Raw genomic sequence first — 26,674 nt, forward strand, 5'->3', positions numbered from 1 at the left:
GCTGATTATCGGCGTTCTCACCGGCCCGGGCGCCGCCTGGCCATGGTTTAAAGATGAATAAAAAGGGAATAGGGTCGTATCAGGCGCTTGCCACGGGCAAGTCGACAATTTCTCCGCTGGTTTCGTCATACCAGGCGACGCGGCTGGGGTAGCTCCACGCGGTGCGCGACATGCCGCGTCCCAGGGCCACCGAAGTGGCTGCACGCGCATCAATCTTGCTCACCTTCAGTACACCCGTCCCGACATCCGCGGCCCACCGGGTTTGCTGCTTGCCCAGCGACCCGGCCTCCATGCGGGTATTGAGCACCACGGATTTGGACAGGCGTGCCTGGACCGTGCGCGCCAGCTGAATCAGCCGGCCGCTGTCATGGCAGCGATGCACCAGGAGCAAAAAACTGTCGTTGGCCAGACGGCCCATTTCCACATCGGCCGGCACCACCCGCCGCAACCGCGCAGCACACACAAAGAGCGCGTGGTTCACCGCCGGCAGGCCGTAGAGCTTTTCAAGCACATACAGGTTGGCGATGGAGAGCACGATGACCCCCAGCGGCACGGGCTCGTCGCGGTAACGCTTGAAGGCCGCACCCACCATATGCCCGGTTTCGTTGTGTGAGCGCATGCGGGTGACCGGGTCATAGCTGGGCCCGTAGGCCATCACCTGGTTCAGCTCTATCAGGTAGGCATAGCGGCTCCACAACACCGACGCCATCATGGTCAGGTAAATGGTTCCGGCGATGGCGCTCGCCACGTGCACCTGCCAGGGCACATGGGCCCGGTCCAGCGCAATCCAGCTGAGCCCGGCCAGGGCCAGCAGCATGAAAAACACGCCCGAGACGGCCACCCAGGCCAGCCGGTCACCCCGCAAGGCACTGCGCAAGCTCAGGGCCAGTGCCAGCAGGCCCAGCAGGCAGGCGGTCGCCGTGCCCAACGCCAGCGCCTGCAACGGTTGAAGAAACCATCCAGCCACCATCGTCACGACGGCAATCGCCGCCAGCGCCGTGATGGTGCAACGCCGGGTTTTGGGCCGGCGCAGGAGACCAAGGAGGGAAAACAACAGATAGGTCAGCAGCGCGGAAACCACGCAGGCCAGCTGTCCCAGAAAGCGCGCCAGCGTGTCGGCGCTTGCAAACCGCAACCAGCCCAGATAAGCCACGACAAAAAAGCCCGATGCGAGGGCCGACAAGGCCGCATTGAGCGCCACCCGGCGCACGCCACGTGTGAAAGCGAACACCGAGCCGGCCAGCATCAATGTGATCGTCCCGAAAAAACCGCCCCAAAAACCTGTTACAAATTGTTCCATGGAGCTAAACCATACCTGCCCGGCCGACATAACGCAATGGGGCGCCAAATGTCCTATCCGGCCAAGGCCACTGGACTTCCTCCCTTACACTCATTGCAAATTTTTCTTTTTGCCGGGAAGGCAGCTCCGCCCCATGACGGACCTGCGGATTACCCGGCCTCCGCTATTTTTGCCGATCCCTTCCTGACCCCCGAAAGCGCGCCCATGTCTGCCGTCTTCAATTTCACCTTTGTCCCCTGGTTCCGCTCGGTGGCGCCCTACATCCACAAGTTCCGTAACCAGACCTTTGTGGTGGCCATTTGCGGCGAAGCGATTGCCGCGGGCAAGCTGGCGCACCTGGCGCAGGACCTGGCCATGATCCAGAGCATGGGTGTGAAGGTCGTGCTGGTGCACGGCTTTCGCCCGCAGGTGAACGAGCAGTTGAAGGCCAAGGGGCACGCCGCGAAGTACTCGCACGGCATCCGCATCACCGACGAGGTGGCGCTGGACTGCGCACAGGAGGCCGCCGGCCAGCTGCGTTATGAAATCGAAGCCGCATTCAGCCAGGGGCTGCCCAACACCCCCATGGCCGGCTCCACCGTGCGCGTGATCTCCGGCAACTTCATCACCGCGCGGCCGGTGGGCATTGTCGATGGCGTGGATTTCCAGCATTCGGGCCTGGTGCGCAAGGTCGATGTGGCGGGCATTTCGCGCACACTGGACTTCGGCGCGATGGTGCTGATTTCGCCCTTCGGTTTTTCCCCCACCGGTGAGGCCTTCAACCTGACCATGGAAGAAGTGGCGACCAGCGTGTCGATTGCGCTGCAGGCCGACAAGCTGATTTTCGTCACCGAGGTTCCTGGCATACGCATCAAGCCGGATGAGCCCGCGAGCGACGACAACCCCATAGACACCGAACTGCCGCTGGCGGCGGCCGAGAAGCTGCTGGCCCAGGTACCGGCGGGACAGCGCCCGAGCGACACGGCCTTTTACCTGCAGCACTGCGTGAAGGCCTGCAAGGCCGGCGTGGAGCGCAGCCACATCATCCCGTTTTCGGTCGATGGCGCGCTGCTGCTGGAAATTTATGTGCACGACGGCATAGGCACCATGGTGGTCGACGAAAAACTCGAAGAACTGCGTGAAGCCACGGAGGACGACGTGGGCGGCATCCTGCAGCTGATCGAACCGTTCGAAAAGGACGGCACGCTGGTCAAACGCAGCCGCACCGAGATCGAACGCGACGCCGCCAACTACACCATCGTCGAGCACGACGGCGTGATCTTTGCCTGTGCGGCACTCTACCCTTACCCCGAAGCCAAGACCGCCGAAATGGCCGCCCTCACCGTCTCGCCGCAAAGCCAGGGCCAGGGCGACGGCGAGAAAATCCTCAAGCGCATAGAGCAGCGCGCCCGCGCCGCCGGCCTGCAAAGCATATTTGTACTGACCACGCGCACCATGCACTGGTTCATCAAGCGCGGCTTTGTGCCGGTCGACCCGGACTGGCTGCCGGAAGCCCGCAAGCGCAAGTACAACTGGGACCGCAAGAGCCAGGTGCTGGTGAAAAAGCTGGGCTGAATTTCGGCGGTCAGCCGGTCTATCAAAAGGGGAACTACCACCATGCTTCAACTCCGCCCCAACTGCGAATGCTGCAACCGTGACTTGCCCAACGAGTCGCCTGATGCGCGCATCTGCACCTTTGAATGCACCTTTTGCGTCGATTGCGTGAACACCCGGCTCAAGGGTGTCTGCCCCAACTGCGGCGGGGAGTTCACCGTGAGGCCGCGACGACCGGCAGAGCTGCTCGCCAAATACCCGCCGTCGAACGAACGCGTGTTCAAACCCCACGGCTGCGGAGCGGCGCCATGACCTTGACCACCCTGCTTCATTGACCCGGCGGCCGCGCAAGCGCCGCAATACCTGGCCATTTCACGGGTGTTCGCAGGCATCGATTTTTCGGTCATGTTCGGCTACGCCTTGATCGGGGCGCATGCGGTCCGCCTGCTCAAAGCCCCTGCCACGCGCTGGATGGACCGGCTGTGCGGCAGTGCCCTGCTGGCGCTGGCCGGCTCGCTGGGGTTTTACCGCCGCGCCACCACCTGAGCTTCGGGCAAGCGGCAGGCTTTTGCTCCTGTTTTTATAGCTATTGATGCCTGCAATGCCTGGGCTGCGGCCGGTTTTTATCATCAATAACGGTCCCTTGGCGCCGTCCTGTACCGAAACCGGAACTATCTGACACACACGTACGCCGCAGCGCTAAACTTCACCTTGGAGGTGAACATCATGCATAGCGTTCACACGGCTCCGACCCTTCGCGAAGTCCGCATTCCTGCCGGCGATGCCTGGCTTTATGGCGACCTGGCCTTGCCTGCAGGTTTTTGTGGCCTGGTGCTGTTCGCCCACGGCAGCGGCAGCGGCCGGCATAGCGCCCGCAACCGGCAGGTCGCACAAAAGCTGCAGCAAGCCGGCATGGCCACCCTGCTGTTTGACCTGCTCACGGCGCAGGAGGAGCAGGTCGACCAGCACACCAGCGAACACCGCTTTGACATGGCGCTGCTGACGCGCCGCATTCAGGACGCCACCCTTTGGGCGGCGGCGCAACCTGAGCTGCAGCATGCGCCCATCGGCTACTTCGGCGCCAGTACCGGCAGTGCCGCAGCGCTGATCGCCGCGGCCCGGCTGGACGCGCGCATCGCCGCCGTGGTTTCGCGCGGTGGCCGCCCCGACCTGGCTGGGCCTGTCGTGCTGGCTGCCGTCACCGCCCCCACCCTGCTCATCGTGGGAGGCGCCGACCACGGCGTGATAGCACTCAACGAAGAGGCCTACCAGCAGCTGCGCTGCGACAAGCAGATCGCCGTGGTTCCCGGGGCCACGCACCTGTTTGAAGAGCACGGAGCACTGGAACAGGTGGCCGAGCTGGCAGCCTCGTGGTTCACGGCCCATCTGGTGCGCGGCAGAAAGCACGTGGAGCACCCATCATGAGGGACGTCCCTCTGCCCTTTCAGGACCGCCGCCAAGCCGGCCGCATCCTCGCCGAAAAGCTCGAACACTACCGCAACCGTCCCGGCCTGCTCGTGCTCGCCCTGCCGCGCGGCGGCGTGGCCGTGGGTTTTGAGGTGGCACACGCGCTGCAGGCCCCGCTGGATGTGGTCGTGGTGCGCAAGCTCGGCTTTCCGGGCCATGAGGAATACGCCATGGGCGCGATTGCCAGCGGCGGCGTGTGCGTGATGAATCGCCTGCCCGGCCTCACGGTCTCGCCCGAGGACCTGGCCACGGTCAGCGCACGCGAACAGGCCGAGCTGGCGCGGCGCGAGCAGCTCTACCGCAGCCGATGCGCAGCAATTGACATCGGTGGCCGCACTGTGATCGTGGTGGATGACGGGCTGGCCACGGGCTCGACCATGCGCGCGGCCGTGCTGGCCACTCGCCAGCAGCACCCGCTGCATCTGGCGGTGGCGGTGCCGGTGGGCGCCGAGGAAACCTGCCAGGAACTGCGGGATGAGGCCGACGAAGTCATCTGCGTCGCGACGCCACGGCCGTTTCGTGCCGTCGGCCTCTGGTACGAGAACTTCCTGCAGAGCAGCGACGACGAAGTCCGCACGCTGCTGGAAGAGGCCCGGCGCGAACACGCATTGACCGGGCATTGATGATTCACGGGCGGGGAAAAATCCAGGACACCGCGGCAACCCCCGCGCCCTAATGAAAATCGCGGCTGGATGTGCCGAGTCGCCCCAGCAGCGGCGTCAGGTCTTCCAGCCGGTGCGCCACCAGGTTACGGACGGCGCCATAGCCTTTTTCGGTTCCGCTTTCCTCACTGCGCTGCCATCTGCCGTACACCGCCAGCAGCCGGGCATGCAACACCTCGGCCCGCTGCGCCTCGCGCAGTGATTTCCAGACAATCACATTGACCGGCCCGGTCTCGTCTTCCAGGGTGATGAAGACCGTTCCCTTGGCGGTTTGCGGCTGTTGGCGCACGGTGACAATGCCGCAGGCCGCCACCTGCTCTCCGTCGGGCAACGCATTCAGTTCGCCCGCGCTGAGCAAGCCTTGGCGAGCCAGGCGCGGCCTGAGCAAGGCCAGCGGATGGCGGCGCAGGGTCAGGCCGGTGGACTGGTAGTCGAACAGGATGTTTTCGCCCTCGGGCGTCTCGGGTAACACCAGCGCGGCTTCATGCGTGGGCACGGCCTTTAACAGCAGCGGAGCCGGCTTGATGGCCGACGCCTCCCAAACCTGCTGGCGCCGGTGACCGGCCAGGGGGCGCAGCGCATCGGCGGCGGCCAGCGCGTTGATGTCCGGCGACCCCAGCTGCGCGCGCAAAACCAGGTCTTCCGTGGAAGTGAACGGCGCTTGCGCCCGCGCGTCCGCCAGGCGCCGGGCCGTTTTTTCAGACAGGCCGGCCACCAGGCGCAAACCCAGTCGTACCGCGGGCTGGTCGGTATGGATGCCGGGGTATTGCGGCAAGCTGGCGGTTTCAAAGGCGGTCTCCAGCGTGCAGTCCCATTCGCTATGCATGACATCGACGGCGCGCACCTCCACGCCGTGCCGGCGCGCATCCTGCACCAGTTGCGAGGGTGAGTAAAACCCCATGGGCTGCGAATTGAGCAGCGCCGCCAGGAAGCAGGCGGGCTCACGGCATTTGAGCCAGCAGCTCACATAGACCAGTTTGGCAAAGCTGGCGGCATGGCTTTCGGGAAAGCCGTAGTCGCCAAAACCAAGAATCTGGCTGAAGATGCGCTCTGAAAATTCGGCGCTGTAGCCGTTCTTGATCATGGCATTGACCAGCCGGCCATGAAAACGCTCCACGCCGCCCTTGCGCTTCCAGGCTGCCATGGAACGGCGCAAGTCGTCCGCCTCGCCGGGCGTGAAGTCGGCGGCGATCATGGCGATCTGCATCACCTGCTCCTGAAAAATGGGAATGCCCAGCGTGCGGTCCAATGCAGGATTGAGTGCCGGGTATTCGGGTTTGATCTCCCCTCCGTTCCTGATGATTTCGCGATGCTTCAGGTAAGGGTGCACCATGCCGCCCTGGATAGGCCCGGGCCGCACGATGGCCACCTCCACCACCAGGTCGTAATAGTTGCGCGGCTGCAGGCGCGGCAACATGGACATCTGCGCCCGGCTTTCGATCTGGAACACGCCCACGGTATCCGCCGCGCAAATCATGTCGTAAGTGGGCGCATCGTCCGATGGAATCTGATGCATTTCCAGATGGCGGCCTCGCGTCTGATTCACCAGATCCAGGCAGCGCCGGATGGCCGACAGCATGCCCAGCGCCAGCACGTCCACCTTGAGCAGGCCCATGGCGTCCAGGTCGTCCTTGTCCCACTGGATGATGCGGCGCGCCTCCATGGCGGCAGGCTGCACCGGCACCAGGCGCGTCAGCTGGCCCTGCGTCAGCACAAAGCCGCCGACATGCTGGCTCAGGTGGCGCGGGAAGTCGATGAGCTGCACGGTCAGGTCCAGCCACTGCAGGAGCGGGCCGGCCGGCGACTGAAGGCCGGCCTCTTCAAGTTTTTCTGCCAGCGCATCGCTGCCGTCAAACCAGAAATGCTCCTTGGCCAACTGCGCTATCAGTTCGGGCGCCATGCCCAGCGCCTTGCCCACATCGCGCAGGGCGCTGCGCGGCTGGTAGCTGATCACGGTGGCGGCAATGGCGGCGCGGTCGTGGCCGTATTTTTCATAGATGTACTGGATGACTTCTTCGCGCCGCTGGTGCTCGAAGTCCACATCAATGTCGGGCGGCTCGCTGCGTTCGCGGCTGATGAAACGCTCAAACAGCAGCTTGCTTTCCACCGGGTTGACGGCCGTCACGCCCAGGCAAAAGCAGACCGCCGAATTGGCCGCCGAACCACGGCCCTGGCAGAGAATCCCCTCGCCCCTGGCAAAGCGCACGATGTCGTGCACGGTGATGAAGTACATCTCGTATTCAAGCTCTTCGATCAGTGCCAGTTCAAACGCGAGCTGCGTCCTGATTTTCCGGGGAATGCGGCCCGAATAACGTTTTTGCGCCCCCTGCCAGGTCAGCCGCCTGAGCCACCGTGCGGGTGTTTCGGCCGCAGGCACCATGTCCTCTTGCGGATAGCGGTACAGATTGCGGATCTCGTCAAGGCTGAAGCGGCAGCGCGCCGCCACCTCCAGCGTGGCGCGCAGCAGTGCCGCCGGGTAAATCTCGCTAAGGCGCATGCGCGGCCGCAAATGCGCCTCGGCATTGGCCTGCAGGGCAAAGCCGCATTCATGCACGGTCTTGCCCAGGCGGATGGCGGTCATCACATCGTGCAGGGGCTTGCGCGAGCGCACATGCATCAGCACGCTGCCGGCGGCCACCAGGCGGATGCCGGTGCGCAGTGCGACCGCCTGCAGTTGCTGCAGGCGCAGCGCATCGTCCAGGCCCTGCAACAACTCGACGGCGAGCCAGCTTCTCTGTTCTATTTTTGAGTCAAAAAGGCCTCTAGCCCAATCGGCATGGGCGCAAAGCGCTTCTACATTGATAGCACCCTGGGAAGGGCAAAGCAGGATTTCGCAATCGGCCAGCCCTGAAAAATCCGTTTCGCCCAGCGCCACCCGATAGCCGCCTTTCTCATGCGCGTCACCCACACGCCGCGCCTCGGTGATGAACTCGCACAGATTGCCCCAGCCTGCGGCGTCATGCGGCAGCACCACCAGGCGGAAGGGATAGGCCGCCTCGACCCAAAACTCGGCACCCGGCAGCAGCTTGAGCCCGTGCGCCTTCGCCGCGACATGCGCGCGCACCACGCCGGCCACCGAGCATTCGTCGGTGATGGCCAGCGCCCGGTAGCCCAGGCCTGCGGCGCGCTCGACCAGCTCTTCGGCATGCGAGGCGCCGCGCTGGAAGCTGAAATTGCTGAGCGCATGCAGCTCGGCATAGTCGGGAAGCGGGCCGCTGAACATGCTGGGCTTTCAGGCAAAAAAGCCGTGCAAATACCAGGCGTGGCCGGCACCCGCCTGCGGCGCCCTTACCGATGTCTGCGACGTCACGGACTTGACTGACAGGCGCTCGCGGTAAATCCACAGCAGGCCGGCCTGCTGGCTGCGGTAAATAAAGTAGTCACGAATGGCGGCGGGCCTGGCGCCAGCCTGGTCCGCCGACGCGAGCCAGCCCGTCACCTCCAGGCGCTGCGGCCCGGCCAGCCGCAGCAGCCGGCCCTGGTAGACCGGGCTGTCGCCCACCGTCTGCAAGCGCAGCGGCTCGGGCAGCAGCCAGCTCGGGTACAGGGCTTCATGTTTGATGTCATTTTGGCCTGTAGCCCTTTCAGGATGGGCGCTACCAGCTATCAACTTAAGAGCACCTTGCGCGCTGATCCAGCGCTGCATCTGCTCGGGCCGGTGGTCGGCACAGGGCTGCCAGGCTTGCACCTGCGCCTCACCCAGGCGTGCGCTCAAGCGTTCTATCAGCTCCACCGCACTGTCACCCTGCTGCCTCGCCTCCATCAGCAGGCTGCCGGTGGCGGCGGCTGAATCGAGCAGCTTTTCGGTTTCAAGCGACTGCAGGCTCAAGGCATGGACCGGGGCCGGCAAACGCTGCTGCGCCAGATGTTCGGCGATCAGGCGCGCCACATGGCGCAAATCCTGGGCGGGCTGGGCCGTGCGTATCAGCAGCTCGCCGGTGGGCGCGACATCGCGCCGCTTGTCCAGGTGCCAGACCAGCTTCAAGGCGCTGAGCCCGCTTTGGCGGCCCAGCAGCCAGGCCTGCAAATGCAGCAGCAACCGCTCGACCCCGGCCATGAGCGCCGGCGCATGGATGATCAGCGCATCCAGTTCCAGCTTTTCATCGAAACACTCGGGCAGCAGCAGCCATTCGTAGCTATCTGGCACCTGACCGCGCGCGCGGTCCAGCGCCTGCAGCAGCGGTGCGCCAAAGCGCCTGGCCACGCCGTCGCGCGGCAGGCGCAGCAGGTCGTCCCAGCTGCGGCAGCCGATACGTTCGAGCACGCCCAGGTGCGGGCGCGCGGCGCTGAGGGTGTTCATGGGCAGGTCGGCCACGCGCTTTCCCACGATGCCCGCAGCACGCAGTCGCAAGCGCCCAAGCGCTATTAAAGATGTAGCACCTTGCGCCCGGCTGATCTGGGCTGGCAGCTGATTTGACTCAAAAAACTGCGCCGCACGCCGCTCCAGCAGCTGCGCCAGCCGGCTCAGGCCGCCAAACAGGCGCAGGCTGCCGGCCACCTCCATCAGCACGGCTTCGTCGACCAGGGCCACACGCGGCGTCAAGCCCAGCGCCAGGCTGGCCAGCGCCCGCTGCGCTGCCGCCGCGTCCATGGGCGCCGGTCCGGGCTCAGTGGGAATGCAGGCTTGCAGTGCGATCCAGCGCATGGTGGACCTCTCGCGTTGAAACCGAAGAAAACACCGCCGCCAGCGGCAAGGCGCCGGCCTCTTCGCGCTGACGCCGCACGCGCTCCCGGCTGGCCGCCAGCAGCGCCGCCAGTCGGGCCGGACGGGTGTCCAGCAGCACCGGCAAAGCCAGCGGCGGGCCCCGGCGCTTGAGCACATGGAGCAACAGATTGCCAGCCTCACCCTCCGTGCCTTCGAGCAGCAAACGCAGCGGCGCGGGCGACGACTCCTGCTGGGCACTGAGGGCGCGAAACACAAACAGCAGCTTGTGGTGCGCCTGGGCGGCCATCTGCAGGCGGCGCAAATGGGCACTGCGAACCTCGGGCAGCCAGGCCAGCACGGCGGCCACGTCGGCACACTGCAAGGCTTCGCGCGTGGCCCAGAGCAGCGCAGGCCCATCCCCTCCTTTGGCCTGCACCAACAGCAGGCGCTGCATGTTGAGCTGGCGCGCGCCCAGCGCCGGGCCAAAAGGCAGGTAAGGCGCGCCCACCAGCACCACCAGTTGGTCAGGCGACGCAAGCTGCGTGGCTGCCAGCGCCGGCGCGATCAAACCCCACTCATGCAGGCCGGCTTGCGGCTGCAGCACCTCAATCAACGCCCCCTGCGGCCAGCCGCCACCGGGCAACACATCGTTGAGCGCCGCGTAACCCGTGTCCACCGTCTGCAGGCTTGTACTGCCCAGCTCACCCGCGCGCCAGACATGCGCAAGGTCCGGCAAGGCTCGGTTCACAGGAATCGGGGAAAGCATGGGGTGGGCTCAATCGGGTAAAACATCCAGTCAAATAACTGGATGTAAACACAGTATATTGCCTGATTCAAGCCCGTGCAATGACCCCTTCGCCCCGCTCGGGCGTGCGCCGCCCTCCCCCTTCAAGGGACTGATTTCATTGGGAAAAAAGAAAAAGCGCCAGGGTGCAGCCAACCCGGCGCTTGATGAGAAAGCGTTGCGCTCAGCGCTGGCGTGTCAGCCGGGCGATCAGGACCAGCCCCACGAGACCAATCGCCACAAAGCACAGGAAAGACCAGTTGGCGATCGAGCCGCCCAGAAAGGTCCAGTCGATCTTGGTGCAGTCGCCGCTGCCCTTGAAGATCATGGGGATGGCGCGCTTGAGCGGAAAGGTTTCGATCATTCCGTAAAAGTCGCGGCCACAAGAAGCCACTTCAGGCGGATACCACTGCAAAAAGCTCTGGCGCGCCGCCACGAAAGCGCCAAAGCCGGCCATCAGCACCAGCAGACTCGAACCCGTGATCAGCACGCCTTTGCTCCTGGCCAAGGCGGTGATGCCCGCCACAATCGCCACCAGCAGCAGCGCATAACGCTGCACGATGCACATGGGGCAAGGCTCCAGGCCCACCACATGCTGCAAGTACAAGCCAAAAGCCAGCATGGCCACACAGGCCAGAGACACCAGCGCCAGCACGCGGCGCGGCACGGCATCGAAATAAGTCAAAAACATCGTCATCCTTTTATCAAACCTCCATCAAGATTGTGCGATGGTTCGTGAGTTTAGATGGCGAGAAGTTCCCGGGTGGGACGAACGGATTGATGCAAGCACCCTGGTCAGCCAACTTGTGCACGCCTCTTTTTGCAAAAGGCGCATGTTGTGAAGAGGCATCAAGCCAGGTCAAAGGATGAAAACCACGCACCGAATGGTCGGTTTTGGCCCTTTTTCAGGCATAGTGCCTGCTGGCGAAGACGTCTCGCAACTTACCCAGCAAGGGGAAGCGCGAAAAACACTGGGCGGTGACTTTGGCAAAACCAATAGACCGTCGCATTCATGCAGAACAGCGATCTAACCCCATGACAGCAAACAGTTTTCTCGAATTCTGCGCGCCGTGTTATTCCGCAACGCGCCATGTTATTCCGCAGTTTTGCGGGATATATCAAAGTTAGGCACCCTAAAACACGCACTTCGGAGGATCGATGCTCACAACACGCTACATGGTCAGCAACAAGAATCTGCCATCGATCTTCCAAAAGATCATCGACGGCGCTGCGCCCGACAAGTTCACCATGGCGCATCTAAAGGGCATCGGATTCACGAGCAGCAACGATCAAGCAGCACTACCCGTGCTCAAGGACCTTAAATTTCTCGCTGCAGACGGATCCCCTACGAAGCGCTACCACCAGTATCGCGACAAGTCTCAATCCCGACGCGTACTCGGCGAAGCGATTCGAGAAACGTACGAAGATCTCTTTCACATCAACGAGCATCCTTCGGAGGCCGATCGCCAGGCCGTCATTGGACGCTTCAAGTCCACGCACAACGTCACTGACCTTGTCGCGGAGCGCCAGGCTGCTACCTTCTTTGCGCTACTGAAGCTCGCAGACCTCAGCTCATCGGCAAGGCACACATCCAAGGCGGCCGAAGCCGCCATACCTCCGGCCCCGACGGTACCCGAGCCCAGTCCTCCGAAGGCGCAGCGCTCGCTCGAACTGCCGCACGGCTTCAGCGGCCTTCGCTACAACATTGAAGTGCATCTACCTGCGACGAAGGACATAGAGGTCTACAACGCGATCTTCAAGTCCCTGCGGGAGCATCTTCTCAATGATTGACTCTCGCGACCTCCGCGACTGGCTATTCCGTGGATTGATGTTTGAGGCGGAGGCTGATCGATTCAGACTGGCCGGAATCCGTGTCGGTGCCGACACGGAGGCATCGGAACGGACGCTCTTTGCCGATCAACTAGCGCCCTTTGGAGTGGACCTGCGGGGTGAAGCGTTGAGAATGGCACGGCTTTATGCCCTGCTGTATTGCTTCGAGAACTCCGTACGAGAACTGGTGACTCAGCGACTTCGAGAGCGTCACGGAGAGGATTGGTGGACGCAGAAGGTTCCTCGAAAGGTTCAGGAGTTCGCGACCACGAGGCAGAAGGATGCGAAGGACAACTCTTGGCTAGAGGGACATACCAAGGACCCGCTGAGCTTTGTTCAATTCGGCCACTTGTCGGACATCATCATTGCGAATTGGGACGACTTCTCCGATCTGATCAGTTCGCAGCACTGGTTGAAGCAGCGTTTGGATGAACTTGAACGCGCGAGAAACTTCATTGCGCACAACCGCTATTTGCTCCCAGCAGAGTTCCAGCGTATTGAGATGTATGTGAATGACTGGAATCGAATGGTCGGCTTGTAGGGTGCCTAACCCCTCGTATATGGACTCCCCCTCAACAGCAGCGCCCCACCCGTCCCTTGTCGCCGTAGCGCGCTTCCTGGCGTTCGCGGAAGAAGGCCTCGTAGCTCATCACCGGCTGGTCCGGGTGCTCGCGGCGCTGGTGCGCCACATAGGTGCCGTAGTTGGGCACGCCGACCATCAGCCGGGCGGTCTGGCCCAGGTAGCTGCCGACAGATTGGCCGAGGCTGGCTATTTCTTTCAGCATAGCGGCCTCAGGCGGTAAGCAAGGGGCCGCCGGCCTCCTGTACCGTCGGCTTGTGGCTGCGCCGGGCCACCAGGCAGGCGCGGATGCCGAACACCAGCACGCTGAGCACCACAAACATGAAGAACACGCACAGGCCGGCATCCAGGTAGTCGTTGAAGACGATGCGCTGCATCTGGCCCAGGGCCTTGGCGGGCGCCAGCAGCTCACCCTTGTCCAGGGCAGCCTGGTATTTGTGGGCGTGGGCCAGGAAGCCGATCTTCGGGTTCTCGTGGAACACCTTCTGCCAGCCGGCCGTCATGGTGCAGGCCAGCAACCAGGCGGTGGGCAACAGCGTCACCCAGGCGAAGCGCTCGCGCTTCATCTTGAACAGCACCACGGTGCCCAGGACCAGCGCCACGCTGGCCAGCATCTGGTTGGAGATGCCGAACAGCGGCCACAGCGTGTTGATGCCGCCCAGCGGATCGACCACGCCCTGGTACAGGAAGTAGCCCCAGGCCGCCACGCACAGGCCGGTGGCCAGGCCGTTGCTGATCCATGAATCGGTGCGCTTGAGCGCCGGCACGAAGGTGCCCAGCAAATCCTGCAGCATGAAGCGGCCGGCGCGGGTGCCGGCGTCCACCGCGGTCAGGATGAACAAGGCCTCGAACAGGATGGCGAAGTGGTACCAGAAGCCCATCATGGCCTTGCCGCCCAGCATCTGCGAGAAGATTTGCGCCATGCCCACGGCCAGCGTGGGCGCGCCACCGGCGCGGGCGATGATGGTGTGCTCGCCCACGTCCTTGGCGGTCTGCAGCAGCATGTCGGGAGTCACCACAAAGCCCCATTGCGAGATGACCTGCGCGGCGCTTTCGGCCGTCGGGCCAAGCACGGCCAGCGGACTGTTCATGGCGAAGTACACGCCGGGCTCGATGATGGACGCGGCCACCAGCGCCATGATGGCGACGAAGGATTCCATCAGCATCGCGCCGTAGCCGATGAAGCGGGCGTGGCTCTCGTTCTCGATCAGCTTCGGCGTGGTGCCGGAGGAGATCAGCGCATGGAAGCCCGACACCGCGCCGCAGGCGATGGTGATGAACAGGAAGGGAAACAGGCCGCCGGCCCACACCGGGCCGCTGCCGTCGATGAAGCGCGTGGTGGAGGGCATCTTCAGGTCCGGCGCCACCAGCACGATACCGATGGCCAGCGCCACGATGGCGCCGATCTTCAGGAAGGTCGACAGGTAGTCGCGCGGCGCCAGCAGCAGCCACACCGGCAGTACGGAGGCGATGAAGCCGTAGCCGATCAGCATCCAGGTCAGCTGCTTGCCGTCAAAGGTGAACAGCGGCGCCCACTCGGCGCTCTGCGCCACCTGGCCGCCCATGACGATGGAGAGGATGAGGAACACCACGCCGATCACCGACACCTCGCCGATGCGCCCCGGGCGGATGTAGCGGGTGTAGACGCCCATAAACAGCGCCAGCGGAATGGTGGCCGCCACGGTGAACGTGCCCCAGGGGCTGTCGGCCAGCGCCTTGACCACGATCAGCGCCAGCACCGCCAGGATGATGACCATGATCATGAAGGTGCCGAACAAGGCGATCACGCCGGGTATCGGCCCGAGTTCGGACTTGATCAGGTCGCCCAGCGAGCGGCCGTCGCGCCGGGTGGAAATGAACAGCACGATGAAGTCCTGCACCGCCCCGGCAAACACCACGCCGGCCAGTATCCACAGCATGCCCGGCAGGTAGCCCATCTGCGCGGCCAGCACCGGACCGACCAATGGACCGGCACCGGCAATCGCCGCAAAGTGGTGGCCGAACAGCACAAACTTGTTGGTCGGCACATAGTCCAGCCCGTCGTTGTGGCGCATCGCTGGCGTGGCGCGCTTCGCGTCCAGCGACAGCACATGCCTGGCGATGAACTGGCTGTAGAAGCGGTAGGCGATCAGGTAGACCGCCAGCGCCGCCACCACCACCCACAGGGCGTTGACGGTTTCGCCGCGGTGCAATGCGATGGTGGCCAGGGCGCCAGCGCCGCCGAGGGCGATCAGCGCCCACAGGGCCGTGCGGGCCAGGGGGTTTTTGGTGAAGGTGTCCATTGTCTCTTTGCTTTTTGGGTGGAATGGAGGGGGGAACCGGCAGTGTGCAGCGCACCGCACGGCGCCGCATCTGTGTGCTTGCGGGGCGGCCGCCGTGTCATTACGTAATGGTTTTCCCGTAGCGGCCATGGGGCAAAATCGCCCGATGGGCGAACAAGGTTTCAGATTGCATTTACGGGCGATGGTGCTGCTGCTGGCGGCCGTGCCGCTGCTGCTGGCGATCGCCGCCGTGGTCTGGGTGGTGCGCCAGCAATCCGACCGGCTGGCGCAGGCGCAGATCGCCGCCATGCAGCCCATCCTGCTGCAGGCGCGCAAGGACGAGCTGCAGCACTTTGTGCAGATCGGGCGCCGCGCCGTGGCCCGGCTGTACGAGCAGACTGGCCACGATCCACAGGCCCGGCAACAGGCGCTGGAACTGCTGCGCCGCATGGACTTTGGCAACGACAACTACTTCTTCGTCTACGACCTGCAAGGCAACAGCCTGATGCACCCGCGCCTGCCCGACCTTGAAGGCCACAGCCAGTGGGAGTTGCGCGACAGCGCGGGCGCGCCCATCATCCAGCAACTGGTACGCCAGGCCCAGGCCGGTGGCGGTTTTGTCGACTACATGTGGAACCGCCCCTCCACCGGGCGTGATGAGCGCAAGCTCGGCTACGTGGAGCTGGTGCCCGAATGGGGCTGGGTCATGGGCACCGGCCTGTACCTCGACCACCTGCAGGAAACCCAGGCGCTGATCACCCGCTCCACCGCCCAGGCCGTGCAGCAGACGCGCCAGCAGATTCTGCTCATCGCCTCGGCCGCGCTGCTGCTGGTGGCTGGCGGTGGCCTGGCGCTGAACCTGTACGAGCAGCGCGCCGCCGACACCAAGCTGCGCGCCATGGCGCAAAAAGTGGTGCATTCGCAGGAAGACGAGCGCTCGCGCGTGGCCCGCGAGCTGCACGACGGCATCAGCCAGCAGTTGTTGTCGGTGAAATTTGTCGCCGAGTCGGCCCTGCTGCAGCTGGAGCGCGGCAACGCCGATGCGGCCCCCACGCTGCGCCAGGGCGTAGCCATGCTGCAAGGCCTGGTGCGCGACGTGCGCCGCATCTCGCACGACCTGCGTCCCACCCTGCTGGACGACGTGGGCCTGGCCAGCGCGCTGGCGCAGATCGCCCGCGAGTTTGGCGAGCGCAGCGGCATCCAGGTCGAAACCCAGGTTGCCAGCCTGCCGCCCATCCCCGAAGCCGTGGCCACCGCCGTGTTCCGGGTGGCGCAGGAAGCCCTGGGCAATATCGAAAAGCACGCCGGCGCGCAGCATGTGCAACTGCAGCTGTCCTACGGCGATAGCGGGCTGGCGCTGCAGCTGCGCGACGACGGCGCCGGCCTCGACGTGCCGGCCACGCTGCGCCAGGCCCGCTCCGGCCTGGGCCTGACGAATATGCGCGAGCGCATCGAGATGCTGGGTGGCAGCTTCAGCCTGGCTTCCGCCCCCGGCGCCACCCTGCTCCGCGCCCACATGCCTGGCGCCGTGCTGAAAGCCTGAATACCATGCCCACCCCTGCCTCCATTCGCCTGCTGATCGTTGACGACCACCCCATCGTGCGGAACAGCCTGAGCGTCCTGCTCGACGCCTACGGCCCGCCCATGCAGGTCGTGGCCCAGGCCGGCAGCGCCGAAGAAGCCCTGGTGCAGGCCGAGCAGACCCAGCCCGACATCGTGCTGACCGACCTGCAGATGCAGCCCACCAGCGGCATCCAGTTGATTGAGCAGCTGAGCCAGCGCCAGCCCGCCATCCGCTACGTGGTGTTCACCGCCTCCACGCAGGACGAGCACATGCTGCAGGCCTTCGATGCCGGCGCGCAAGGCTTTGTGGTCAAGGAGTCCGAAGCCGGCGAACTGGTCAAGGCCATCGAAGCCGTGATGGGCGGCGCCACCCACTTCCCCGCCGGGTTAAAGCGCGCGCTGGACCGGCGCCAGCAGCAGCCCGCGCTGACCGTCCGCGAAACCGAGGTGCTGGCGCTGGTGGCCCAGGGGCTGACCAGCAAGGCGATTGCCCGCGCATTGGACATCGACTCGCGCACGGTGGATGCGCACCGGGCGAATATCCGGCAGCGCTTTGGGCTGGAGAGCAGTGCGGCGCTGTTGCGATTTGCCATGGAGAACTGCGGACGGAAGTAGCGGGTCAGGTGCTGCTTTAGCGGGCAGGCTGCTGGATAATCGTAGGTGCCACTTGCGCCGCTGGCCGGGATATGCGCCCGGCCAGGCATCTCCGGAACACCTGCGACAGGTGTTACCAATGATGCCAAGTTTTTTGGCGCCAAGCTAATCCGAAAACAAAAGCCTGCAAGAAAAGAGGAGAACATGAAAAAGTCGGATTCGACCGAGGGCCAGTCGGCATCTGAGCTGATTGACAAAAGAATCGCGGAGCTCGGGGACTGGCGCGGGCAGACCTTGAGCAGGATGCGCAAGCTCATCAAAGAGGCAGACCCGGACATCGTGGAGGAGTGGAAGTGGATGGGCACTCCCGTCTGGTCTCACGACGGGATCATCTGCACCGGCGAGTCTTACAAGGAAAAAGTGAAGCTGACCTTCGCCAAGGGGGCTTCGTTGAAGGACCCGGCCAAGCTCTTCAACGCGAGCCTCGACGGGAACGCAAGGCGCGCGATCGACATCCATGAGGGGGAAGAGGTCGACTCGAGCGCATTCCAGGCGCTCATCCGTGCCGCGGTCGCCCTCAATACACCCGCCGGAAAGGCAAGGCCAAGGCGAGCGAAGTAGGCTACATGTGCGGCGCCTTAGGGGCGTAGCTCGTGGTGACGCGGACTAATTCAGGCGTCAACCCTCCACAAACACCCTGGCCTTGCGCGGCGTCACCACCAGCATGTCGCCTTCGCGCAAACCCATCTCCTTGAACTGCTGCGAAGGCATTTGAGCTTCGATGATGGAGTCGCCCGACGCATTGCCCTTCTGCTCGTAGCCTTCCGCCGGCACCAGCTCCAGCCGCGCGATCGGGCCGATCACGATGGCGCGCTCCAGGTGCGCGACTATGCCTTCGGCACCGGGCGAATAACGCTGCACCTCCAGATCATGCGGACGCACATAGGCAAAGGCCTTGGCGTCCTGCGCGTCGGCGTGCTCGGGGGAATCGATGCGCAGGCCTTCAAGATGCACTTCGCCTTCGTGGGCGCGGCCATGGAACAGGTTCACATCGCCCAGAAAGCCATAGACAAACGGGCTGGCCGGATGGTCCCACACCTGTTGCGGCGAGCCGATCTGCTCGACCTTGCCCTGGTTCATCAGCACCACGCGGTCGGCCACTTCCAGCGCTTCTTCCTGGTCGTGCGTGACAAAAATGCTGGTCACATGCAGGTCGTCGTGCAGGCGGCGCAGCCAGCGGCGCAGTTCCTTGCGGACCTTGGCATCCAGCGCGCCAAAGGGCTCGTCGAGCAGCAGCACCTTGGGCTCCACCGCCAGGGCTCTAGCCAGCGCAATGCGCTGGCGCTGGCCGCCCGAGAGCTGCGACGGAAAGCGGTCGGCCAGCCAGTCGAGCTGCACCAGGCTCAGCAGCGAATGCACTTTTTCCCTGATCTGCGCTTCGCTGGGGCGCGAGGCCCGCGGTTTGACGCGCAGGCCGAAAGCCACATTTTCAAACACCGTCATGTGGCGAAACAGCGCGTAGTGCTGGAAGACGAAGCCGACCTGGCGCTCGCGCACATGCACGTCGGTGGTGTCTTCGCCGCTGAAGAGGATGCTGCCGCGGTCTGGCGTTTCCAGGCCGGCAATGATGCGCAGCAGCGTGGTCTTGCCGCAGCCCGAGGGGCCGAGCAAGGCGACCAGCTCACCCGATTCAATGTCCAGGCTCACGTCGCCCAGCGCCTGGAAGTCGCCAAAATGTTTGCTGACGTTGCGGATTTCGATGCTCATGGTGTTTCTTTCGTCTTGCTCCCTCTCCCCTTGGGAGAGGGTTGGGGTGAGGGTCTGCGTTCAGGAGACGGGGTCCGCCCTCACCCTCGCCCTCTCCCAGCGGGAGAGGGGATAAGAGAAGGCCGCTCGGGCGGCAAATCGGCCGCGGCTTTCATGTCTGCTTCGTGGCGCCATTCGGCCACCGACTTGATGGCCAGGGTGACCAATGCCAGGATGGCCAGCAGCGAGGCCACGGCAAACGCGGCCACCGACTGGTATTCGTTGTAGAGAATTTCCACATGCAGCGGCAAGGTGTTGGTCTGCCCGCGGATGTGGCCGGAGACCACAGACACCGCGCCAAACTCGCCCATGGCCCGCGCATTGCACAGGATCACGCCGTAGATCAGGCCCCACTTGATGTTGGGCAGCGTGACATGCCAGAAGGTCTGCCAGCCGCTGGCGCCCAGCACAATCGCGGCCTGCTCTTCGTCATTGCCCTGCGCCTGCATCAGCGGAATCAGTTCGCGAGCGATGAAGGGAAAGGTCACAAACACGGTGGCCAACACAATGCCGGGCACGGCAAAAATGATCTTGATGTCATGCGCCTGCAGCCACGGGCCCAGCCAGCCCTGCGCGCCGAACAGCAGCACATAAATCAGGCCGGCCACCACGGGCGAGACGGAGAACGGCAGGTCCACCAGCGTGGTCAAAAACGACTTGCCGCGAAACTCGTACTTGGCAATGGCCCAGGCCGCGGCCACGCCAAACACCAGGTTGAGCGGCACGGCAATCAGCGCCGCAATCAGCGTGAGCTTGATCGCCGACCAGGCGTCGGGCTCCTGCAGCGCGGCGATGTAAGCGCCAAAGCCCTTGCGCAAGGCTTCGGTGAACACGGCGGCCAGCGGCAGCACGAGAAACAAGAACACGAATACAAGAGCCACTGTGATCAGCGTGTAGCGCACCCACGGTGCTTCCGTCGTTCCGGCCGTGACGCGGCGAACGGGCTGTGAAGGAGTGCGCCGCGAAGGGCCGCCCCGAGCAAGCACAGCCCCTTTTTCGTCGGCAAGGGGCAGCGCAACGCCGGAGGCACGCGTAGCGTTCTCGAAGAGCGGCGTAGCCACAAGCGTGGGGGCCTGTTTATCGTTCATGCTGGTGCTCCCGCGTTGCGGCGCTGCCAGGCTTGCAGCGCATTGATGACCAGCAGCAGGATGAAGGACAGCACCAGCATCACCACAGCCACGGCGGTGGCGCCGGCGTAGTCGTACTGCTCCAGCTTGCCGATGATGATGAGCGGCGTGATTTCAGAAATCATGGGCATGTTGCCGGCAATGAAAATCACCGAGCCGTATTCACCGATGGCGCGTGCAAAGGCCATGGCAAAGCCGGTCAGCAAGGCAGGCGTGATGGCCGGCAGGATCACCCTGGTGAAAATCTGCAGGCGCGTGGCGCCCAGCGAAGTGGCTGCTTCTTCAAGTTCTTTTTCCGCGTCTTCCAGCACCGGCTGCACCGTGCGCACCACGAATGGCAGGCCGATGAAGATCAGCGCAATCACCACGCCGGCCGGCGTGAAGGCCAGCTTGATGCCCATGGGCTCCAGATACTGGCCTATCCAGCCGTTGCCGGCCAGCAAGGCCGTGAGCGAAATGCCGGCCACGGCGGTCGGCAGCGCAAACGGCAGGTCCACCAGCGCATCGACGATTTTCTTACCCGGAAACCTGTAGCGCACCAGCACCCAGGCCAGCAGCAGGCCAAACACCAGATTCACCACGGCCGCAAACAGGGAGGCGCCGAAAGTGAGGCGGTAAGAGGCCAGCACGCGGGGCGACGTGACAGCCGTCACAAACTGCTCCCAGCTGAGCGTGAAGGTCTTGAAGAACAGCGCCGACAGCGGAATCAGCACGATCAGGCTCAGGTACAGGACCGTGTAGCCCAGCGTGAGCCTGAAACCCGGCAGCACGCGTTTGGCCGATCGCTTGCCACCGCCGCGCGCTCCCGCCGCCACCGCGGTGGGTGGCTGGGTAGAAGATAAGGCGCTCATGGCTTACTTGACGGTGTAGAGCTTGTCGAACTGGCCGCCGTCATTGAAGTGGATTTTTTGCGCTTCATCGAGGCTGCCAAACAGCTCCTGCACCGTGAACAGCTGCAGCGGCTTGAAGGTGGCGGCGTATTTTTTCAGCACCGCCTGCGAACGCGGGCGCAGCGCATGGCGGGCGGCAATTTCCTGGCCTTCGTCCGAGTAGAGGTAGTTCAGGTAGGCCTTGGCCAGGTCGGCCGTGCCCTTCTTGGCCACGGTGCGTTCGACCACGGCGACCGGGTTTTCAGCCAGGATGCTGATGGAGGGGTAGACCGCATCGACCTTGCCCTCGCCAAACTCCTTGTTCACCGACAGCACTTCCGACTCGAAGGTGATCAGCACGTCGCCGATGTTGCGCTGCAGGAAGACGGTGGTCGCGTCGCGGCCGCCCTTGCCCAGCACCGGCACGTTTTTGTAGAGCTTGCCGACGAACTCGGCGGCCTGCGCGTCGCTGGCGCCCTTCTTCTTGGCATAGCCCCAGGCGGCCAGGTAGGCGTAGCGGCCGTTGCCGCCGGTCTTGGGGTTGACCACCACCACCTGGATGCCGGGCTTGGTCAGGTCATCCCAGTCCTTGATGTGCTTGGGGTTGCCGTTGCGCACCAGGAACAGCATGGTGGAGGTGGTGGGCGAGGCATTGTCGGGGAAGCGCTTGGCCCAGTCCTTGGCGACCACGCCGGCGCGGGCGAGGAACTCCACATCGGTGGAGGTGTTCATGGTCACCACGTCGGCGTCCAGGCCGTCGGCCACGGAGCGCGCGACGGCGCTGGAGCCCGCATGCGACTGGTCGATCTTGATGTCCTTGCCGGTGGTCTTCTTGTAATGGGCGATGAAGGCGGCGTTGTAGTCTTTGTAAAACTCGCGCGCCACGTCGTACGAGCCGTTGAGCAGGGTTTGTGCCGAAGCGATACCGCCTGCGGCCAGAGCCAGGCTTGCCAGCGCGAGTTTGAGTTTTGAGGTCATGCGATTTCCAGGGATCCAAAAGGTGAGGAAAAAACGGAGGTTGAAGACGATGCAGCGTCGGGGCCAGCGGCCCTCAGTGGAACATCGCCGGCCAGGGACTGCAGCAGGGCCAGGCCCAGCGGCCATTCGCCATGGCCCGACTCGATGTTGATGTGGCCGGCGTCCTGCATGCGCACGAACTCGCTGCCCCAGGCGCGGGCATAGGCGCCCGCCAGGCGCACCGGGCAGAAAGGGTCGTTGCTGCTGGCCACCAGCACGTTGCGGTAAGGCAGCTTCTGGTAAGGCACGGGCGCGAAGTCGCTCAGCACGGCGCGGCGTTCCGGGTCGGCCGGGGCCACCAGCAGGGCGCCCTGAATCCGCGCGGCCGCCTCAGGCGGCAAATGCGTGGTGGCAATGCAGCCCAGGCTGTGCGCCACCACCACCACCGGTTCGCCTTGCTGCAGGATGGTGCGGGCGATGGTGGACACCCAGGCCTTGCGGCTGGGGGTGATCCAGTCGTCTTGCTGCACGCGCACGGCGCCGCTCAGGCGCTCGGTCCACAGGCTTTGCCAGTGGCCGGGGCCGGAGTCGCGCCAGCCGGGAACAATGATGAAGCGCAAAATGGTGGTCCTCAGCGAGTTTCAAGCAAGTGAGCCACGCCATGCTCCATTGCGACCAACGGCAGTGCCGTTTGCAAGCCGGGGCCGCGGAACCGGCTTTGCCGGGCCGCAGGCGCAGCGGCCCCCTCGGGGGGCAGCGCATTACGCGAAGCGAAAAGCGTGGGGGCCATTTACTTGTTCGGCTGGGGCGTGATGCGCAGGTAAGGCTTGACGGCCTTGAAACCCTTGGGAAAGCGCTGGGCGAGTTCGGCCGGGTCCTGCAGGCTGGGCACGATGATCACGTCGTCGCCGTCTTTCCAGTTCACGGGCGTCGCCACCTTGTAGCCGTCGGTCAGCTGCAGCGAGTCGATCACGCGCAGGATCTCGTCGAAGTTGCGGCCGGTGCTGGCGGGGTAGGTAAAGGTGGTGCGGATGACCTTGTTCGGGTCGATGATGAAGACGCTGCGCACCGTGGCCGTGGCGCCGGTGCTCAAGGCGTTCGGGTGAATCATGTCGTACAGGTCGGCCACCTTGCGGTCGGCATCGGCCAGGATGGGGAAATTCACCGTGGTGTTTTGCGTTTCGTTGATGTCATTGACCCACTTGCCGTGCGACTCCAGCGGGTCCACGCTGATGGCAATGGGCTTGACATGGCGCTTGGCAAACTCGCCGCCCAGCGCCGCGGTTTTGCCCAGCTCGGTGGTGCAAACCGGCGTGAAATCAGCGGGGTGGGAAAACAGCACGACCCAGGAGTCACCTGCCCACTGGTGAAAGGAAATCTTGCCTGCGGTGGAGTACTGGGTGAAGTCGGGGGCAATGTCGCCGAGTCTGAGAGTCGCCATGCTGTGTTCCTTTGAGTTGTTTGGAGCCATGCATTGTGGGGAGCCGGCGTTAAAACTCAAAAGAATATATCGCTCTTAATTTATGGCGCTAATTGAATATGCGGGGTAAAAGGGCCTGGGCAGGATGTCGCTCCGCCCCTTGCTTGTGCCGGCCATCACGCCAGAGCGGGCCCAGGCATCGCTCTGTTTTTGATAGCTTCCTGCGCTTATCCTTCAAGGGCTTGAGGCATATTTTCATAAAAATACGGCACCTTGGGCTGCTCAAACAAGCCCCCAAGGTATTTGCAATGCCAGGACTCAGCGCAATGCCGGGACTCAGGATGCGTGATCGACCAGTTGCTCGCCCCGCATGTGCTTGCCCAGAAAGTCCAGAAAGCTGCGCACCGCCGGCACCTGCCCGCGGCGCGAGGGAAACACGGCGTGGGCCACGCCCGGCTTGGGCGCCCAGCCGGGCAGCACGGGCACCAGCAGCTGGGCCTGCTGCTCGGCGGCGCTGAGCGAGTCGGGCAAGAAGCCCATGCCTGTGCCGGCCAACATCGCCAGCTTCAGCGTCTGCAGGTCGTCGGCCACATAGCGTGGCTGGTGCTGCAACAAAAATTCCTGGCCGCCGGGCCCGACCAGGGACCAGGACGAACGGCCATCCACCCATGACATGGCCACGGTGTCCAGCCGCGCCAGGTCTTCAAGCTTTTCAGGCCGGCCCTGGCGGGCCAGCAGCGCCGGGCTGGCCAGCAGGTGGCTGCCGCCAGAACCGAGGTTTTTGACCACCAGACTGCCGCTGTCGTCCAGCGTGGGCCGCACCCGCAGCGCGATGTCTATGCCCTCTTCCACCAGGTCCACCACCCGGTTGGTCACCCGCATGTCGACCTTGACATGGGGATAGAGCGCCATGTAGCGGGGAATCAGGTAACCCAGCGTGCTTTGCGCCAGGGTCACCGGGCAGGTGATGCGCAGCGTGCCGCGTGGCTCCACCTGCATCTGCGCCACCGCTTCCGCAGCGGCCAGGGCTTCATCGCGCATGGCGCTGCAGTGGCGCAGGTAAATCTCACCGACCTCCGTCAGCGACAGCTTGCGCGTGGTGCGCTGCAGCAGCCGCACCCCCAGCCGCTCTTCCAGCTCGGCGACACGGCGCGACAGGCGCGATTTGGGCAGGCCCAGCGAGCGCCCGGCGGCGGCAAAACCGCCCCGCTCCACCACCTCGGCGAAGTACAGCATGTCGTTCAAGTCTTGCACGGAGCCTCCAAAATCATGGCAACTGTCTCACTCATAGAACAATCTATCGCGATTTTACGGACTTATCAATCAATCGACTCACCCGCACAATCTATCCCATGGCTGCGATTCATGGTGAACACGGCCAAACAACCTGATTCACAACTTAAGGAACTCACATGAACAAGCTTCTTCACATCGACTCCAGCATTCTTGGCGGCAACTCGGTTTCGCGCCAGCTCACGGCCCAGATCGTCGCCTCATGGCGCGCCGCCAAACCCGACACCGAAATCAGCTACCTGGACCTGGCCGCCGACACCCCCAGCCACCTCTCGGCGGAGTCCCTGGGTTTTCGTGCACCGGCCGGCGCAGAACTCAGCGAAGAGCAAAAGCGCGAAAACGCCATTTCCGAAGCCCTGGTGTCCCAGTTCATGGCTTCTGACGTGATCGTGGTCGGCGCACCGCTGTACAACTTCGCCATCCCCAGTCAGCTGAAAGCCTGGATTGACCGCGTGGCACAGGTCGGCCGCACCTTCAAATACACCGAAAAAGGCCCCGTGGGCCTGGCCGGCGGCAAGACCGTCATCGTGGCTTCCACCCGCGGCGGTGTCTACTCGACCAGCGATGCCGGCAATGCCATGGAACACCAGGAAAGCTACCTGAAGACCGTCTTCGGTTTCTTCGGCATCACCGACGTGCGCTTTGTGCGCGCCGAAGGCCTGGCCATGGGCGAAGCCGCCAAAACCGCAGCCCTGGCAGCCGCCGAAGTTGAAATCACGGCCCAGACCCAGACCGCTGCCAACCAGCCTCAAGCTGCCCTGGCAGCCTGAGAGAAGGAGCAGCAGGCTTCACAGCCTGCGCCCATAAAAAAAGCCCGCAACCGCGGGCTTTTTTTGCGTGATCGAGCGAGCCTGCCAATGGGCTCCCATTAACCCACGTGCGTTTTCACCCAGTTCACGTACTGGTCCACCCAGCCCTGCAAAAACTTCTTGATGCCATCCCCAGCGCTGCCGTCCGGATTGAAAACCCCCTCTTTGGCCTGAATAAAAGCCTCTGGCTGGCCCAGTGCCGGCACATCGAGGTAAGCCAGTATGTTGCGCAGGTGCTGCTGGGCCAGTGCCGTGCCAATGGCGCCGACGGAGATGCCGATCACCCCCGCGGGCTTGCCCGCCCATGCGTTCTGGCCGTAGGGGCGAGAAGCATGGTCAATGGCATTTTTCAGCACGCCGGGAAGCGAGCGGTTGTATTCGGGCGTGATAAACAACAAACCCTGCGCCGCCGCGATCTCGCCCTTGAGGCGCTTCACCTGCTCGGAAGGGTTGCCGTCATCGTCCTGGTTGTACAGCGGCAAGTCGTCAATACGCACATGGGTAAAGCTGAATTCGGCCGGAAACAGCTTTTCAAGTGCTTTGCCGAGCTTTTTGTTGAAGGAATCCTTGCGAAGACTGCCAACGACGACAGCGATGTTGTATCGGGCCATGAAATTCTCCAGAAGGTGATCAAAAAAACGATCAGGGAATTGATGAAGGAAACGGAGCGCCCATTATGCAGAGCCCCTTGAAACCGTGCCAAACTTTTACCAGCGCACAAAAAACACCCGCATACAGGGCCTGGTAGGCGCAACGGGTGCTCAGCCACTAACACCGGGCCCGACAGCCGGGGCCAGCTCGACCTGTCTGTCGCTCCTTTTTTGATAGCTTCTTGCGCCCGATACATGCGGGCTACGGCCATTTTTCCTTCTAGATCCTGGGTTCTGCAAAGCCATTTGGCCCGGTCAATAATGCGGCGGCAAGTCGTCGCCTGGCCTGGCCAGCGCGCCAGTCCCCGCGTCCGGAATCTGCTGCCTAAGCTGACCGACCTCACGAACCAGCCTGTCGATTTGCTGCTGCTGGCGGATGATCACCTGGTTGAGCTGGTCCACCAGGTCTTCGGTGAAGCTGGCCTTGATTTCCAGATCGGTCAGGCGCTGTTCGGTATCGTTCAAATGTTCCATGTCCCTATTGGACACGATTGAACAAGGAGCAGGCCTGGCGCTGGGGCAGC

26 protein-coding genes and 1 pseudogene are annotated in these 26,674 nt (G+C 63.8%); 11 read left to right on the forward strand and 16 right to left on the reverse strand.

Annotated elements, in window-relative coordinates:
* Window positions 1–79 precede the first annotated feature (79 nt).
* Window positions 80–1,300: a GGDEF domain-containing protein gene (locus PJE01S_RS17620; RefSeq protein WP_068834959.1), complete on the reverse strand. Its 1,221-nt coding sequence runs from the start codon at window positions 1,298–1,300 to the stop codon at window positions 80–82.
* A gap of 204 nt (window positions 1,301–1,504) precedes the next feature.
* Here PJE01S_RS17620 and argA point away from each other — a divergent pair, with 204 nt between their 5' ends.
* The 5 genes and pseudogenes from argA to PJE01S_RS17640 all read left to right on the forward strand — a co-directional run bounded on the left by argA (window position 1,505) and on the right by PJE01S_RS17640 (window position 4,923).
* The gene (argA, locus tag PJE01S_RS17625; RefSeq protein WP_068835022.1) at window positions 1,505–2,854 is read left to right on the forward strand and encodes an amino-acid N-acetyltransferase; all 1,350 of its coding nucleotides are present in this window, start codon (window positions 1,505–1,507) and stop codon (window positions 2,852–2,854) included.
* A gap of 42 nt (window positions 2,855–2,896) precedes the next feature.
* Entirely contained in the window at window positions 2,897–3,145 is a 249-nt protein-coding gene (locus PJE01S_RS24640; RefSeq protein WP_084389619.1) for a DUF1272 domain-containing protein, read from the forward strand.
* A 9-nt stretch (window positions 3,146–3,154) separates the two neighbouring features.
* Window positions 3,155–3,379, forward strand: a pseudogene (locus tag PJE01S_RS17630) (LysE family translocator); the annotation flags it as partial.
* A 180-nt stretch (window positions 3,380–3,559) separates the two neighbouring features.
* Complete coding sequence (locus tag PJE01S_RS17635) at window positions 3,560–4,258, forward strand: dienelactone hydrolase family protein (protein WP_068835023.1); 699 nt, start codon at window positions 3,560–3,562, stop codon at window positions 4,256–4,258.
* Window positions 4,255–4,923, forward strand: a complete 669-nt coding sequence (locus tag PJE01S_RS17640; RefSeq protein ID WP_068834960.1) for a phosphoribosyltransferase — start codon at window positions 4,255–4,257, stop codon at window positions 4,921–4,923. Before PJE01S_RS17635 ends, PJE01S_RS17640 begins: the two co-directional genes overlap by 4 nt.
* 49 nt (window positions 4,924–4,972) lie before the next feature.
* Here PJE01S_RS17640 and PJE01S_RS17645 read toward each other — a convergent pair whose 3' ends face one another.
* The 4 genes from PJE01S_RS17645 to PJE01S_RS17660 all read right to left on the reverse strand — a co-directional run bounded on the left by PJE01S_RS17645 (window position 4,973) and on the right by PJE01S_RS17660 (window position 11,082).
* Window positions 4,973–8,185, reverse strand: a complete 3,213-nt coding sequence (locus PJE01S_RS17645; protein WP_068834961.1) for an error-prone DNA polymerase — start codon at window positions 8,183–8,185, stop codon at window positions 4,973–4,975.
* A gap of 9 nt (window positions 8,186–8,194) precedes the next feature.
* On the reverse strand, window positions 8,195–9,607 hold the full coding sequence (locus tag PJE01S_RS17650) for a DNA polymerase Y subunit UmuC family protein (RefSeq protein WP_068834962.1): 1,413 nt from the start codon (window positions 9,605–9,607) through the stop codon (window positions 8,195–8,197).
* The gene (gene imuA / locus PJE01S_RS17655; protein ID WP_068834963.1) at window positions 9,570–10,373 is read right to left on the reverse strand and encodes a translesion DNA synthesis-associated protein ImuA; all 804 of its coding nucleotides are present in this window, start codon (window positions 10,371–10,373) and stop codon (window positions 9,570–9,572) included. Before imuA ends, PJE01S_RS17650 begins: the two co-directional genes overlap by 38 nt.
* A gap of 202 nt (window positions 10,374–10,575) precedes the next feature.
* Entirely contained in the window at window positions 10,576–11,082 is a 507-nt protein-coding gene (locus PJE01S_RS17660) for a disulfide bond formation protein B (RefSeq protein WP_068835024.1), read from the reverse strand.
* 467 nt (window positions 11,083–11,549) lie between these two features.
* On the opposite strand from PJE01S_RS17660, the gene PJE01S_RS17665 reads away from it, so the two are divergent.
* Together PJE01S_RS17665 and PJE01S_RS17670 are read left to right on the forward strand one after the other, a co-directional pair.
* Complete coding sequence (locus PJE01S_RS17665; RefSeq protein WP_068834964.1) at window positions 11,550–12,182, forward strand: DUF5343 domain-containing protein; 633 nt, start codon at window positions 11,550–11,552, stop codon at window positions 12,180–12,182.
* Window positions 12,175–12,762, forward strand: coding sequence for a Swt1 family HEPN domain-containing protein (locus PJE01S_RS17670; protein ID WP_084389620.1), 588 nt, complete (start codon window positions 12,175–12,177; stop codon window positions 12,760–12,762). Before PJE01S_RS17665 ends, PJE01S_RS17670 begins: the two co-directional genes overlap by 8 nt.
* 31 nt (window positions 12,763–12,793) lie before the next feature.
* On the opposite strand, the gene PJE01S_RS17675 is transcribed toward PJE01S_RS17670, so the two are convergent.
* Both PJE01S_RS17675 and PJE01S_RS17680 read right to left on the reverse strand, forming a co-directional pair.
* The gene (locus tag PJE01S_RS17675) at window positions 12,794–13,006 is read right to left on the reverse strand and encodes a YbdD/YjiX family protein (RefSeq protein WP_068834965.1); all 213 of its coding nucleotides are present in this window, start codon (window positions 13,004–13,006) and stop codon (window positions 12,794–12,796) included.
* Between the two features lie 7 nt (window positions 13,007–13,013).
* Window positions 13,014–15,083, reverse strand: a complete 2,070-nt coding sequence (locus PJE01S_RS17680; protein ID WP_068834966.1) for a carbon starvation CstA family protein — start codon at window positions 15,081–15,083, stop codon at window positions 13,014–13,016.
* 145 nt (window positions 15,084–15,228) lie between these two features.
* Here PJE01S_RS17680 and PJE01S_RS17685 point away from each other — a divergent pair, with 145 nt between their 5' ends.
* From PJE01S_RS17685 to PJE01S_RS17695, 3 genes are all read left to right on the forward strand, one after another.
* Window positions 15,229–16,605 (forward strand): cache domain-containing protein, encoded by a 1,377-nt coding sequence (locus tag PJE01S_RS17685; protein ID WP_218017530.1) that lies wholly within the window; start codon window positions 15,229–15,231, stop codon window positions 16,603–16,605.
* Window positions 16,606–16,610: 5 nt separating this feature from the next.
* Window positions 16,611–17,240 carry a response regulator gene (locus tag PJE01S_RS17690; RefSeq protein ID WP_068834967.1) on the forward strand — a complete coding sequence of 210 codons (630 nt, stop codon included), beginning with the start codon at window positions 16,611–16,613 and terminating at the stop codon, window positions 17,238–17,240.
* 183 nt (window positions 17,241–17,423) lie between these two features.
* Window positions 17,424–17,840 (forward strand): DUF1801 domain-containing protein, encoded by a 417-nt coding sequence (locus PJE01S_RS17695; protein ID WP_068834968.1) that lies wholly within the window; start codon window positions 17,424–17,426, stop codon window positions 17,838–17,840.
* Window positions 17,841–17,897: 57 nt separating this feature from the next.
* On the opposite strand, the gene PJE01S_RS17700 is transcribed toward PJE01S_RS17695, so the two are convergent.
* From PJE01S_RS17700 to PJE01S_RS17730, 7 genes are all read right to left on the reverse strand, one after another.
* Window positions 17,898–18,986 (reverse strand): sulfate/molybdate ABC transporter ATP-binding protein, encoded by a 1,089-nt coding sequence (locus PJE01S_RS17700; RefSeq protein ID WP_068834969.1) that lies wholly within the window; start codon window positions 18,984–18,986, stop codon window positions 17,898–17,900.
* An 80-nt stretch (window positions 18,987–19,066) separates the two neighbouring features.
* Window positions 19,067–20,113 (reverse strand): sulfate ABC transporter permease subunit CysW, encoded by a 1,047-nt coding sequence (gene cysW, locus PJE01S_RS17705; protein ID WP_245660834.1) that lies wholly within the window; start codon window positions 20,111–20,113, stop codon window positions 19,067–19,069.
* Window positions 20,110–21,003 carry a sulfate ABC transporter permease subunit CysT gene (gene cysT, locus PJE01S_RS17710; protein ID WP_068834970.1) on the reverse strand — a complete coding sequence of 298 codons (894 nt, stop codon included), beginning with the start codon at window positions 21,001–21,003 and terminating at the stop codon, window positions 20,110–20,112. Before cysT ends, cysW begins: the two co-directional genes overlap by 4 nt.
* A gap of 3 nt (window positions 21,004–21,006) precedes the next feature.
* On the reverse strand, window positions 21,007–21,999 hold the full coding sequence (locus tag PJE01S_RS17715; protein WP_068834971.1) for a sulfate ABC transporter substrate-binding protein: 993 nt from the start codon (window positions 21,997–21,999) through the stop codon (window positions 21,007–21,009).
* Complete coding sequence (locus PJE01S_RS17720) at window positions 21,996–22,598, reverse strand: RBBP9/YdeN family alpha/beta hydrolase (protein ID WP_068834972.1); 603 nt, start codon at window positions 22,596–22,598, stop codon at window positions 21,996–21,998. Before PJE01S_RS17720 ends, PJE01S_RS17715 begins: the two co-directional genes overlap by 4 nt.
* Window positions 22,599–22,768: 170 nt before the next feature.
* Window positions 22,769–23,419, reverse strand: a complete 651-nt coding sequence (locus tag PJE01S_RS17725; protein WP_068834973.1) for a peroxiredoxin — start codon at window positions 23,417–23,419, stop codon at window positions 22,769–22,771.
* Between the two features lie 315 nt (window positions 23,420–23,734).
* The gene (locus PJE01S_RS17730; RefSeq protein WP_068834974.1) at window positions 23,735–24,652 is read right to left on the reverse strand and encodes a LysR substrate-binding domain-containing protein; all 918 of its coding nucleotides are present in this window, start codon (window positions 24,650–24,652) and stop codon (window positions 23,735–23,737) included.
* A 158-nt stretch (window positions 24,653–24,810) separates the two neighbouring features.
* On the opposite strand from PJE01S_RS17730, the gene PJE01S_RS17735 reads away from it, so the two are divergent.
* The gene (locus tag PJE01S_RS17735; RefSeq protein WP_068834975.1) at window positions 24,811–25,461 is read left to right on the forward strand and encodes an FMN-dependent NADH-azoreductase; all 651 of its coding nucleotides are present in this window, start codon (window positions 24,811–24,813) and stop codon (window positions 25,459–25,461) included.
* Window positions 25,462–25,559: 98 nt separating this feature from the next.
* Here the strand turns inward: PJE01S_RS17735 and PJE01S_RS17740 are convergent, their stop codons facing one another.
* Together PJE01S_RS17740 and PJE01S_RS17745 are read right to left on the reverse strand one after the other, a co-directional pair.
* The gene (locus tag PJE01S_RS17740; RefSeq protein WP_068834976.1) at window positions 25,560–26,111 is read right to left on the reverse strand and encodes an NADPH-dependent FMN reductase; all 552 of its coding nucleotides are present in this window, start codon (window positions 26,109–26,111) and stop codon (window positions 25,560–25,562) included.
* A 294-nt stretch (window positions 26,112–26,405) separates the two neighbouring features.
* Entirely contained in the window at window positions 26,406–26,624 is a 219-nt protein-coding gene (locus PJE01S_RS17745; protein WP_068834977.1) for a SlyX family protein, read from the reverse strand.
* Window positions 26,625–26,674: the final 50 nt, after the last annotated feature.

The organism is Polaromonas jejuensis NBRC 106434, assembly GCF_001598235.1.
GTDB lineage: Bacteria > Pseudomonadota > Gammaproteobacteria > Burkholderiales > Burkholderiaceae_C > Polaromonas > Polaromonas jejuensis.